This window comes from Halorubellus litoreus, from assembly GCF_037081675.1.
GTDB lineage: Archaea > Halobacteriota > Halobacteria > Halobacteriales > Natrialbaceae > Halorubellus > Halorubellus litoreus.
In genome coordinates, this window is record NZ_JAZAQL010000005.1 from 177,077 (window position 1) to 190,301 (window position 13,225).

The 13,225-nt window shown below is 68.1% G+C and carries 8 protein-coding genes; all 8 read left to right on the forward strand.

The features are described 5' to 3' along the window. Positions 1-33: 33 nt before the first annotated feature. The 8 genes from VYJ16_RS20170 to VYJ16_RS20205 are packed head-to-tail and all read left to right on the forward strand — an operon-like array spanning position 34 to position 13,199. A complete protein-coding gene (locus VYJ16_RS20170; protein ID WP_336352119.1) occupies positions 34-1,443 on the forward strand; it encodes an FtsZ/tubulin family protein in 1,410 nt (469 codons plus the stop codon). Further along, a complete protein-coding gene (locus VYJ16_RS20175) occupies positions 1,440-1,763 on the forward strand; it encodes a hypothetical protein (protein WP_336352120.1) in 324 nt (107 codons plus the stop codon). The genes VYJ16_RS20170 and VYJ16_RS20175 overlap by 4 nt, the downstream gene beginning before the upstream one ends. Beyond that, complete coding sequence (locus tag VYJ16_RS20180) at positions 1,760-2,893, forward strand: hypothetical protein (protein WP_336352121.1); 1,134 nt, start codon at positions 1,760-1,762, stop codon at positions 2,891-2,893. Before VYJ16_RS20175 ends, VYJ16_RS20180 begins: the two co-directional genes overlap by 4 nt. A 35-nt stretch (positions 2,894-2,928) precedes the next feature. Beyond that, positions 2,929-5,013: a hypothetical protein gene (locus VYJ16_RS20185; RefSeq protein WP_336352122.1), complete on the forward strand. Its 2,085-nt coding sequence runs from the start codon at positions 2,929-2,931 to the stop codon at positions 5,011-5,013. Beyond that, on the forward strand, positions 5,013-6,215 hold the full coding sequence (locus tag VYJ16_RS20190) for an FtsZ/tubulin family protein (protein WP_336352123.1): 1,203 nt from the start codon (positions 5,013-5,015) through the stop codon (positions 6,213-6,215). The genes VYJ16_RS20185 and VYJ16_RS20190 overlap by 1 nt, the downstream gene beginning before the upstream one ends. Position 6,216: 1 nt before the next feature. Beyond that, the gene (locus tag VYJ16_RS20195; RefSeq protein ID WP_336352124.1) at positions 6,217-9,345 is read left to right on the forward strand and encodes a hypothetical protein; all 3,129 of its coding nucleotides are present in this window, start codon (positions 6,217-6,219) and stop codon (positions 9,343-9,345) included. A gap of 1 nt (position 9,346) precedes the next feature. Beyond that, positions 9,347-10,354, forward strand: a complete 1,008-nt coding sequence (locus VYJ16_RS20200) for a hypothetical protein (protein ID WP_336352125.1) — start codon at positions 9,347-9,349, stop codon at positions 10,352-10,354. Beyond that, a complete protein-coding gene (locus VYJ16_RS20205; RefSeq protein WP_336352126.1) occupies positions 10,347-13,199 on the forward strand; it encodes a hypothetical protein in 2,853 nt (950 codons plus the stop codon). Before VYJ16_RS20200 ends, VYJ16_RS20205 begins: the two co-directional genes overlap by 8 nt. Positions 13,200-13,225 lie beyond the last annotated feature (26 nt).

Sequence of the window (13,225 nt, forward strand, 5' to 3'; positions counted from 1 at the left end):
ACGCTACGTATAGACACGTGTCAGAGACATCTAATGACGTATCTCTTCGTAGGGGCAGGACAGGCCGGAAGCGCGATAGTCGACGCCGTGTTCGATTACACGTCGGATTCGACGCTCGGTCTCTTCGGCGGGGACGACATCACCGCGCTGGCCGAACCGCTCGTGTTCAACTCGACGATCCGGGACCTGCAGAACCTCCGGAACGTCGACGCGGACGCACAGTTCGGTATCGCCGAACAGCGGGGGCTCGTGGACGGGAACACGGCCGGCTTCGAGGAACAGGTGACTGGGGGATTCGGTCGCGACCCGGTGAAGGCTGACGAGGTGATGACCGAGCACTACGACGAGCTCGTGACGCGCCTCGAGGAGCGGTTCGGTGCGTCGACGACGGCGTTCACCGACGGCGGTGACGCGGAGTGGTCGGAGACGGACGACGAGTGGACGGCGACCGAGGACGACCCGGGTGGCGAGCCAGCCGACGACGACTTCGGCGGCGAGCAGGCGGACGACGACTTCGGTGGCGGCGCCTCGGGGGGCGTCGCGGATGCCACCGACCAGGACGAGATCCAGTTCGCGTTCGTCTGTCTCGGACTCGGCGGTGGCACCGGCTGTGGTATCGCGCCGAGTATCGTCGACGCCATCCACGAGTACACGAACGACCGCGCTGACGTGGTCGTACTCGCCGTCCTCCCGAACACGATGGGGCAGGTCGGCGACGACGACGACGGGGAGACGGTCGGTGCGGGCCGGCAGGCGTGGAACGCCCGCTACGGGCTGAATCGCCTGGAGGACCGGGCGGACGGCATCATCCTCGTCGATAACCAGCGTATCTCGTATCAGGCGGCGGCGGAGAGCCAGTTCTCGGAGTACAACGAGTACGTGGCCGCTGGCGTCTACGACCTCGTCGCCGGCCCGGTGCTCTCGGGCGTCGACCCGAGCGAGTACGACGACATCGATACGCCAGACATCGACGTTCAGGACTTGGTCACGTCACTGAACTTCGGTGTCGGGACGTCCGATTCGAAGGCGGGGTACGCGGCGCTCGGGCGGTCGACGACGATGACGCGGTCGCTCCCGGGGTACCTGCTGCCGTTCGTCGGGAAGCAGGACGTCGACAGCGCGGCGCTCGTGCGCCTCGCGACGAGCAAGCAGTCGGTCGCGGACCTGGACCCGTCCGACGCACAGAAAGCGATCGGGCTGGTGCGGGCGCCGTCGGGCTACCTGTCGGGGAGTGGGCGGCGCGTGGAGACGTCGACGATCCGCGAGTACCTGCAAGCGCAGTGTTCGCTCCAGGAGGTGAACCTCGGCGTGGCGCTGCACGACCGTCGGCTCGCGACGGTGACGACGCTCCTGACGTACGAACGCGAGGACGTGGACCGGATACGCGAGATAGAGGAGAAGGCGGAGGCCTACGAGGAGCAAACGGAGGCGATGATACAGTGACACGCCGGTCCGACGGCGGCTCGCTCGGGGGGGTGAGGGTGATTCTCGCGTGCTTGGTCCTCGGCTGTCTCGTGCTCGCTGGCGCTGGCGCTGTCACGGCCACGGTGCAGTCCGAGGAGACGACGACTTCGAACGTCTCGGCGAGCGTCGACGCGGCCCAAGAGCAGAACGCTCGCGTGTCGACGCTCGCGGCACTCGCCGACGGGACGGTCGTCCAGTACCTCGCGGGTATCGGTCTGGGTGCGGGCGTCGGTCTCTGTATCGGTGGTGTCGTGATGTACGAACTGCAGTCGCGGCGAATCGAGGATACGTTCGAATGACTGGGCGACGATTCTTCGCTGTCGTGCTCGCGGTCGCGGTGCTCGCCGGGACGATGCCGGGCGCCGTCGCTGCCGTCGACGCGTCGACGCCTGACTCGATGGCGGCGTCCACTACGGACTCGACAGTGGCGTCCACTTCGGACACGGCCGCGGTCTGCGATGGCGTGAGCGGCAGCGGGAACGTGGTCGTTGCGACGCTCGCGAGCACCGGTGAACGCGTCACCGGGTCCGAGCGCCTGTACGCGAACGTGACCCTCGACCTCCGGCTGTGCTCGTCGCAGGGCCTCGTGACGCCGTACGGTGACGCGTGGGAGCTCCAGTCGAGTGACGGCTTCGAGGTCCTCTCCGCGAGCGACCGCGGGCCGCGCGTTCGCCTCGAACCTGGGTACGGGACGGTCGAGTTCCCCTCGAAGATCCGGATGAAGCAGGTGGACAGCGGACTGACGGTCAGCGAACCGGTCGCGAACGCCGTGAACCCCGCTATCGGCGTCGACGGCCGTCTGTACGTCTCTTCGGCGGCGTCGGTCGACGAGTACCGGTCGCTCGAAGGGGCGTTCGTGGGCGCGTCGAACCGGACGACGTCGGCGACGACCGCACTGGCGGAGACGACGGCGGCGCTCAACGGGAGCGGTTCCGGCGAGTTCAACGCGACCACCGCGAACCGGACGCTCGAACGACTCGACGCGTCCGTCGCCGAACTGAACGCGAGCGCGTCGTCGTTCCGCACGTTCCTGTTCGGCGTCGCCCGCGACTCGCAGACGCCCGGCGTCGCCGTCGACGCGCTCGACGCCGTCGAAGCCAGCGAGACGGCGCAGCGCGAGGAGGCGAACGAGGCAGTGGCCGCGTACGACGCGGCGCTCGACGCCAGGGAACGCTCGCTGGCGTCGACGATACGGAACAACCTCTTCGTCGCGATCGGACTCGGCGTCGTTCTCGGGGGACTCGCTGGTGGCGCGCTACCGTACCTCGTGGCGAACCGGACGATCGGACGGAAGCGGATCGATTCGACGGCTGACTACAACAGGTACGCCCTGTGGGTGCCGGTCGGGGGCGGCATCGCGCTCGTGTGCGCGACCGTGCTCGGCGTCGTGGTCACCACTGGATTCTCCCTGTTCGGAGTGATACTATGAAGACTCGAACTCGCGCGGTACTGGGAATCGGGGTATTGACTGTGGGAATCGCCGCGGTCGGCGCGGCCTTGTTCGTCCTGGGGAACACCGAGGTGGGCGTGTACGTCGTCGTCGGTGGCGTCCCGCTCGTCCTCGTCGGCAGCGCCGTGATGTACGTTCGCGGCGTCGTCGGTGGCGAAGGGAACACCGGACAGTACGTCGAGCAGCGCGCGAAGCAGGTCGGGTCGTCGCTCAGGGACGTCTGGCGGTCGCTCGACGCCATCGAGACGCAGTTCCCGCGGTTCGACGTCGGGAACCTCCGTGCGCGAGCGGACTCGCTCGCGGCGGACTACGAGGCGGAAGCCGGCGAGTTCGACCGCGAATCGGGGTCGTTCACCGTCGGTTCGAACGCGGCGAGCGCGGAACTCCAGGAGTTAGAGCGTATCGACGGGGAGTTGACGACGCTCGCGGCGGACCGCGACGACGCGCTCTACGAGTTCGTAACGACGCGACTCGCGAGCGTCGAGTCGAGCCTCGCCGCGCTCGCCGACGCGGGCCTGACCGCGCCCCCGTCGGCGTACGAGGAGCCGCCGACGCCCGCGGAGGGCGCGCCCAGCGGCGTCGACTACCGGGACGTCGTCGGTGACCCGTTGACCGAGTACCGAGACGTGGCCGACGAGACGGTCGCCGACGCCATCGAACGCGTGCGGGACATCCGTCGGAGCGCGACCGGCCCGATAGACGAGCAGGCGGTCGAGTCGCGACTCGATTCGGCGGCGAACGCGCGACGCGACGGCGAGTACGAGGAGGCGGTCGAGGACGTGCTCGCGGCGCGCTCGGAACTGGAGAGCGAACTCAGCGGGTCCTTCGACGCGGACCGCGAAGCCCTGCTCTCGCTCGCGGACGTGGTGCTCGCGTCGGACGCAGACCGGTTCGTCTCCGTCGAGCCGTTCGACCGGGTGGAGGAAGTCCAGCGAGAACTGGAGGCGCTCGATTCCGCGCTCGACGTGGAGGCGTTGACGCGGCATCGGGACGCGATGCGGTCCGCGACCCGCGACATCGTCGAGGCGCTGGAATCCGAACTGCAGGAGGCGGTTCGAACGCTCGAATCGGAGTCGCTGCCCGCGGGCTACTACACTCGCCCTGCCGCGGCGGACGAGGACCACGCGGGCACGTTCCGGCGGCTCGACGACGTCTCCGAGCTCGAATCGGAGTGGCGGGCCTCGATCGAACCGCTCGTGGAGGCGGTCGATTCGCTCGACACGAAGGCGACGGTCGTCGAGGCGTACCCGGACGTCTCCGAGACGATTGACGAGCAGTTGCGTTCGGAGGGAACGGTGACGGCCGGCGACCTGCCGGTCCGGCACGCGGAGCAGTTCTTCGGGCTGTACTTCCGGCGGAACCCGGACGTGGAGTTCGACCCGGACGCGCCCGCGCTCTCCCGGGGGACCGTCGAGACGTACACCGTGGAGGTGACTGTGGCGTACGACGAGGGGAGCGAGGACAAGCGGACGGCGGTCGTCGAACTGGCGAACGACGGGTTCGACGAGCGAGCGGTCGTCGAGACGCACCTCGTCGGGTCCGCGCGATTCGCGGACGTTCCCTTCGGCGAGTACGTCCTCTCGGTCGACCCGCGCGAGGACGACTACGCGGCCGTCGAGCGCACGCTTCAGGTGGACGAGGACGTCGAGACGACGGTCGACGTCGAGGCGGTGTCGCTGTACGACCAACTCGTCGGGGACCGCGAGGCGACGATTCGAACGCAGGTCGAGGAGTTCGGCCCGCGACTCGAGGACCGTTTCGCGGAGACGGGCTACCTCAGTACGGCGATGGACTTCCCGATTACCGACGAGTACGTCCCCGGCCTGTTAGCCGCGTGGGCGGACGTCGAGGGGTACGCGATATCGCGTGCCGACGGCGTCATCTACGTCTACGACGACTCGCAGATATCTCAGGAGATAATGAACGTCATCCAGTACAATATCGACGAGAACGAGAGCATCTCTTACGAACGCGTGCGGTCGAACTTCCTGTCGACGCCGGTCCCGGACGAGGTCATCGCGTCGCTCGCTACGGACTCGGGGCTCCCGGTGGACGCGACCGACGATGGACTGCGCAAGCACGCCGGAGGTGATGCGTGATGTCCCAGGGCCAGTTCACGCGCTGGGCGGTCATCGCGTCCGGCGAGGGTGGTGGTCGTATCGCCTCGCAGTTCTTCAGTCGCGCGGAGAACCCCGGCATCGAGGACCGTATCCTCGTGATGAACACGAACCGGAACGACATCCGGAACACCGTCGACCGCATCGACGCGGCGATCACGGAGGACGCGGACATCGAGAGCACGCACGCGCTCGAGTTCGGTGACCTCGCGGGCGCCGGGAACTCGTATCACAACGGCCGGAAGGCCGCCGAGCAGGACCTCGACCGCATCATCAACCGCGTCAAGCGCGTGTTCGGGACGGCGGACGCGTTCCTGCACGTCGCGACGCTCGGTGGCGGCACCGGGAACGGGTCGATTCCGTACGTCATCGACCAGTTCAAGAACGGGTTGAGCGTCGGGGAGAGCGAGCCGTGGATGGACAGCGTCATCCACGTGGCGATGGCGGTGTGGCCGTTCTACTGGGAGCCCGACCAACGGCACTTCAACGCCGTCTGCGGGCTCTCGCGCCTCCTGAAGGTGCTCGACGGCGGCCAGAACGCGGACATGGTCATCCTCGCGGCGAACTCCCAGCTGGACGACGGCGGGAGCCGGCAGAACTACGATGGCGTCAACGAGATGATCATCGAAGCGATCGACCTGATGATCGGCGCGGGCCGAGAGACCCACGGCGTCATCGACATCGAGGACTACGTCACCATCCCCTCACGGTACGGGTCCTATCACTTCACGCCCGCGGTCGCGACGGGGATGGACGGGAACATCTACGAGCTGGAGTACATGTTCGACAAGGCGGCGGAGAACCCGTTCGTCCCGATGGACGTGGCGACATCCCAGATCGTGTTCCCGGTCGTGCGGGCGCCCGAGAGCATGATCGAGAACGGCGAGATCACGGAGCCGGAGGTGTACCGGACGTTCAACGAGTGGCAGAACAAGCACGACCTCAGTATCGCGGGGCAGGCGAGCCTCACGCCGAAGCGCGGCCGTGGGTCCGACGTCGACGTCCTCCTGCTGCTCGGTGGGTTCGACCTGACGCCGTTGCTCGACCACTCGATGGACCAGCACCAGCAGGTCACGGAGAACCTCGCTCGAGGCGCTGCGCCCGGCGGCGAGGGGTTGAGTGACCGCGAGTTACAGCAGGTCATGGAGAACCTCGAGGAGTACCGCGACCACAACGAGGGATAGTATGCGGGGGGGAACACGCGTCACGCTCCTCGTCGCGGTGCTCGCACTCGCTGGGGTGGTCGTCGGTGGCGTCGCCGCGGGGAGCCCCGGGGTCGCCGGTCCGGGAATCGCTTCGGTCGGCGACGCCGGTTCGGGTCCGTCGAGCGCGACGGCCGCGCCGAACGCGACGGTCGCCGTCGAGCGAGTCAACACGAACCGGATTCGCGTGAACGTGACGTTCACGAATACGACGCGCAACCAGACCAAGACGAAGTTCCTGGTGAACGTGACGGATACGGGCGCTGCGAACGCGAAGAACGTCACGTTCCAATCGAAGCGGAACGGGGCGACGTACGTCACGGGAATGGCCGTGAAGCAACTGACTGGCCCGAAGACGACCGACGACCTGTCGGCGGCGTCGGTCGCCGTCGAGTTGAACGGGTCCGTTCTCGGGACGGACTCGGTAAACCTCCAGTACGCGGACCTCTCGGGGGCGAGCGCCGCGTTCGACGACGGGCCGCTACGGGTCTCCGGGCTCTCGCTGCGCGGGTTCGAGCCAGGGTCGCAGGTCGCGCTCTTGGTCGGTGACGGGAGCCTGAACGCGACGTACGCCGCGGGCGCGACGGAGGCGCTCGTCCTCGACCGGAGCGAGCTCTCGACGCTCTCGCGGGACGAACTGTTCGGGAACGCTCGCGTCGCGGTCGACGCGACCGCGGCGCCCGTGAACGTCACGCAGACGGCGACGTCGGTGAACGTGCACGCTGCGGCGACGGACGCGACGCGACTCGTCGTCGCCGGTGAATCGTTCGTCGTCGAGAACCCGCTCGTCGGCGTGCTCGACGCGAACGAGTACCTGCTGGACGTGGAGACGACCGAACCGACCGGGAAGTACGTCGGGAACGTCACCGCGAGCGGAGACCGGGTTCCGCTCCCGAGTGATGCAATCGGTGCGGACGTGACCGCGAACCTCACCGTCGCCGACGGCAGCGACCGCGTTGTGCTCGACGGCTGGAAGGGCACCTACGCGGATTCGAACGTCTCCGTCGCCCTGAACGGGAGTTACGTCCAGGTGTCGCCGGACGTCGGCGCGCAGAGCATCCTGTTCAAGACGCTCGACGGCGCCGTCCGGCGCGTGAACCTGACGAACGTCGGCGACCTCGCGAGCACCTACGCGGTCGCCGGGAACGAGACCGTCCCGGCGAACGCCGACCTCGTCGTCGTCGGCGCGAACGCGGTCTACAGCGGTTCGTCGGCGAACGCGAACTTCCAGACGCCAGCCTCGGCCGGGAACGGCACGCCGACCACGACACCGACGACGACGAACGGGTCGACGGCCGGGAACACTACCGCGAGCGGGCTCCTCTTCCTCCCGGCCGGGTACACTGGAGTGAACACCGGTATCCTCGTCGTCGTCACGCTACTGCTGGGCGCGCTCGTCTCGGCCGGCCTCGGCGTCTACCGGTCGGCGATCGACGCGAGCGTCGATGGGGTCAGACCAACGGATGCACACGGCGCGCTGATCGTCCTCGGTTTCGGTCTCATCACCGGCATCATCGCGGGTGTCCTCGTCATCTGGCTCGCCGCGAGCGACCTCGGGCCGCTCGGATTGCTTCCGGCCGCGGGCATCGGCGCCTTCTTCAGTATGGTCGGTTCCTGGCCGGCCGCGTACGGGATGGCGAGCGCTGGGCTCTGGGGGAAGACGTCACCGAAGCGTCGGTCGACGTCGCGGACGGAGACGCCGGTTCCGGTGACCGTCCAGATCGTGACGGACGACAACCGGCGCGTGCAGCGGTCGGTCAGCGTGACCGCGCGGTCGACCGCGCGCAGCGACGACCACTCGACGACGACGGACACGGGCCGAGCGAAACTCAAGCTCAAGCCCGGGACGTGGACGGTCGGCGCCTCGGTCGCGGGCCAGCAGTACGAGACGCGCGTCGACATCGGGAGCGGTCACAGCCGCGGGAAGGAGGCGCGCATCGTCTGCCAGCGCCCGCAGATCGCCGTCCGGCTCTCGGACGGCGCGGACGGCGAGGCGCTGCCGGACGCGACCGTGCACGTCGAGCCGGACGACGGCGACCCCGTCGAGGAGACGACGAACCGGAGTGGAAAGGCCGCGGTCGTCCTGCCGTTCACCGCCACGGCCGCGACGCTGTCGGTGTCGCACCCGAAGTACGTCGGGGCGACGCGGGACGTCTCGCTCGACGACCAGAAGCAAGCGTTCGACGTCGGGCTGGAACGGAAGACTGGGTCGCTGTCCGTGACCGCGGAGGTCGACGGTGTCGCGACCGGGAACCTCCCGGTCGCCATCGCGCCCGCCGACGGCGACGACTTCCGCGCTCGCGAGCGCCGGCAGACGCTGGAGACCGACCGGAACGGGACGGCGACCGTGGACGTCCTCGTCGGCGACTACGTCGTCGACCTGGACCTCCCCGCGGCGGCGTCCAGCGAGTTCCGGACCGATACGACGACCGCGAGGATCGACCGTGGCGGGAACGCGCGAGTCTCGGTGCGTGCGTCCTTCGAGTGGACGCTCCCACCGGCAGTCCGGACGCGGCTGTCGGACGTGCGCGAGGACGTCGCCGCGCTCTCGGACCGCGCCGGACGCGACGTCGCGTTCCCGCGGTACTACGGGTCGGTCGTCGAGACGTTGCTCGACGTCGTCGAATCGCTCCCCGAGCAAGGGCATCGCTTCGTGGACGTGGACACGCACCCGGAGGCCGTCGCGGACGCACTCCTGGACGTCGCCGAGGAGGCGGTCACTCGCGTGAACACGGCGATGACGACGAAACGGAACGTGGACGTGTTCGCCGCGTGCGCGGACCTCCCGGATGCGGCTGTCGAGTTCCGGGGTGACGCGGCGTCGTTCGACGCGTTCCTCGAGCACGCGTCGGACGCGAACGACGGGAACCTGACGCGACGCATCGAGGAGACGAAGAGCCGAATCGACCGGGAGCGAGATACGTTGACCGAGGTGGAGCCGGTGACTGAGGTCTGGGAGCTCTCCCGGGAGCTCTTCCAGGAGGCGCGGCGGGAATCGGACGACGTCGAGCGAGCGGCGAAGACGCTGCTCGTCGCGGCGTTACTCGACGCGGTAGAGGAGGCGTTCGAGCACGACCAGTTACGCGAACGGATGCAACAGACGGTGTTCTGACATGAATGGGATTCGGATATTGATCGGATTGCTCGTCGTGGGGTCGGTCGTCGCGGCACAACCGGGGGCTGCGATGCGGTCGTCGACGGCGACGACCGTGGACGACTCGGGGCCGCCGGAGACCGCAGACGAGTACCTATCGGCGTTCCAGTCGATGGAGGGGGTACCGGCGTTCGACCGATACACGCAGTTCGAGACCATCAGGTCGCTCGCGGTGTCGAAGCTACAGGTCGCGGAGTTCGACGACGCGACCGAACGCGAGATGGCGACGACACTCCGATTACTCCGGTCGTTCCGGGAGGCGTACCAGGCGGCGCAGAACGGGTCGACGACGACGAGTCTCGGAGCCGCGAACCGGACGCTCTCGTCGGTCACGTCCCTCAAAGAACAGGGGTTGACGTACGCGCCGCTCGCCGACATCGCGGTCAGTCGGTTCTACGAGAACCGCGGCGACGAGTTCCTGCAGGCCGCGGCGAACGCGTCGCGGACGCCCGAACAGATAGAGCAGTTGGAGCTGGCGTCGGTCGCGTTCCGGCGTGCGGGCGCGAGCAAGAAGTTCTCGCAGGTGAGCTTGCGGTACCAGAGCGTCCGCTCGGAGTACCAGCGGAACGTGGAGACGATGAACGCGTCGGCGTCGACGGCGTCGTCGTTCCTGTCCGCGTGTTCGTCCTGTAGCGACGTGCAGGGTGCGCTCGCGTCGAACGGCCTGCAGACGTTCGAGTACTACCTGGAGTCCAGTTCGAAGATCTCGGAGCTTCGCGAGGCGGAGTCGCTCGCCGAGAAGCACGGGCTCTCCGAGCGCGCGTCGTCGTTCGCGGCAGCGCGGTCGGACGTGTCGACCGTTCGGGGGACGCTCGCGGTTGCGAGCGCCGGCGTCCTCGTCGGGTACGGTCTGGTGCTTGCCCTGGTCGCGATGCTCGTCGGGCATCGCATCGTCACGTGGAGCGAGACCGTGCAGGCGTCACAGATCGGTGAGATAGTGATGCTGGAGGAGGTGAACGATGCGTAACGCCACCGCGCTCGTCGTCGCGGTGCTCTCGCTGGTCGTCGTCGCGGCGTTCGCGCCGGTGACCGTCGCCAGCGCGGACGTCGCGCCGACGTCGACCGACGACGTCGGTGCCGCGGCGGCGGAATCGACCGTGGGTGCCTCCGCGGATGCGGAACCGGCTGTGGATGCCTCCGCGGAAGCGGAATCGAACGACACTGCGGGCGCGGCGTTGTCGACGCCCGCGTCCACGACCCTCGAACTTCAGGAGGCGTTCGAGGGGTCGACGGATAGCGGTCGAGTCTCCCTCAGTTTCACCGCGTCGGAGAACACGACCGTGACGGCGGAGAGCCAGGACTCCGACGGCGAGGTGACGTTCACGTTCAGCGGGTGGTCCGGTGGTGGGCGTAGCGGGTCCAGTTCGACGTTCCAGATCGAGGACGGCGAGACGTACACGGTGTACTACGACGCCGTCGGCGAATCTCGCGGCGAGGACGGTTTCGACACGACGCGGTCGGTGGACGTGACCGTGTCGAACGTCGGGACGGGGACGTTGAGCGCGGACGTGAACTACGTCTCGCCGAGCTTCGGGCGGAGCGAAGCGCCCGACGGGACGGTCCTGTTCGAAGGGCAGTCCGAGAAATCGACGCGCGTGTCCGTCGAGTTCTGGAACGACGGACAAGGGGACATGAACGTACAGGACGTCAGCGCGTCCGCGGACTCGGGCGTCTCCGCGTCCGTCCGCCAGACGCCGTCGAGAGTCAACAGCCGGCAGAGCGGTTCGTTCGAGGTCGTGGTTACCGTCGACGAGTCCGTCAGGGAGGGCCCGAAGGACGTCGCGGTCGTCGTCGAGGACAACCTCGGCCACCGCGAGACCATCCGGTTCGACGTGAACGTGCGGAAGGCGACGCGCGTCACGGCCGACGAGAGCACGTACGACGTCGGCGGGGTGCTCCGCGGGACTAGCGTCGAAGTCCCGGTCGAACTCGTCGAGCAGACCGGGTACGACGACGCGAGCGTCGACATCGTGCGAGCGATCGGCGCCGGCCCGAACGCGTCCCTTCGGATCTCCGACCTGGACGGGTACGTGCCCGCTGGCGGCTCGGAGAGCGGGACGCTCCGGGTCTCGGTGAACGAACGTTCTCCCCAGCACGAGGAGCTCTCGTGGCTCATCAGACTGGAACCGACGAGCGACTCGGACGCCGAAGCGACGACGTTCCAGGTCGACGCGCGCACGTTCTACCCGGCGGCGTTCGGGCAGACGTCCGCCGCCTCGGTGTCGTACACGTTCGACGAGGAACGCGGCGCCTCGGAGTACACGAGACAGGTCGAGACGACCGTCGAGAACACGGGTGACCTGCCGCTCTCCGTCGACTCCATCAGCGTCGGGTCGCCGGACTTCGACGATTCGTACGTGAGCGCGGAACTGACGCGCGGCCCGGACCGAGTTCCGGGAACCAGCAGCCGGGACTTCATCCTCGACGTCACCGTCGACAGTCGAGCCCCCGAAGGCACGCACACGCTCGTCGTCGAGTACGCGTCCTCGAACGCGTCCGCTGGAACCGAGACGGTGGAGACGGAGATGGAGATCGACCACGAGACGCGCGTGAGCCTCAGCGAGTCCGCGGTGTCGTTCGGTCGACTCGAGATCACGCGTTCGGACACCCGAACCGTATCCGTGACCGAGGCGCTCGGGTACAACGACGTCCGGAACCTGACGCTCGAACGCGTCGACGGCCCGGACAAGGGCTGGGTGACCGTCGAGCGGGACGTCCCGAGCACGCTCACCGCCGGCGAGTCCAGTGACGTCGTGTTCGGCCTCCAGTTCGACACCGACGCGGAGGTGCTCACGGAGTACGAGTGGACGTTCAGGGTCGACGGGGAGAACGTCGACGCGCACACGGTGACGATAACGGCCGAACCCGGTCTCATCGACGCGCAAGAGACCAAGGACCGACTGTCGACGTACGCCGACGAGAGCGGGAACGTCGGCAGTGCCGCGACGACGATGACGGAGATGCTGACGCGCCTGGAGTCGAAGATCGAGAACGGCGACCTCGAATCCGGTACTGACATCTCGCGGGCGTTCACGGCCGCACAGACGTTCGCGACGTTCGTCAACGCGACCGAGCAGACGCGAGCGCACCTGGAAGCCGACGAACACGAGGCCGCGCAACGCGACCTGACGCGGGCGTCCTCGACGTACAATACGGTGTCGCTGTACGTCTCCCAGCTCTCCGACGACGAGCTCGCTGGGCTCGGTGAAGACGCGCTCGCCGACGGGAACACCGCGCTGAACGACCTCATCGAGACGCAGCGCGCGCACTACCAGCAACAGTTGTCCGGGGACAACACGTCGCTGCTCGACGCCGCTATCGTCAAGCGCGAGCTCGCGCGTATCGCGGTACTGCAGGGCGAGGAGAGTCGCGCGAACACCCTGCAGTCGGCCGCCGACCGGGCGTTCGAGCAGTACGCGGAGAACGTGAGCGCCGGCCAGGAGAACCTCCAGGCGGCGCGGTCGACCGACGACAACCTGACCGCGGACGTGTTCACCGTCGTGGGCGGGCAGCCGCTCCTGTTGAACCCGGCCGACCTCGGCGAGTTCCAGTCGAAGTCCGAGAGCGTGCTGTCGAGTTACGTGACCGCTCGCGAGCGGTTCGCGGCCGCGGGCGAGAGCGAGACCGCGTCGGAGGTCGCACAGGAGCGCGAGGCGACCGCGAACGCCTACCAGACCGCCGAGACCGCGTTGTACGTCGCGTCCGCGGGGTACGTGGTGGCGTTCATCGCGCTGGTCGCGCACCTGCTCAGGGGCGTCATCGCGTACATCTCGGACGCGAAGGAGACCGCGACCGGCGAGTTCCTCGTCTGACGCGCCAGCGTCGATTCGAGGGGGCT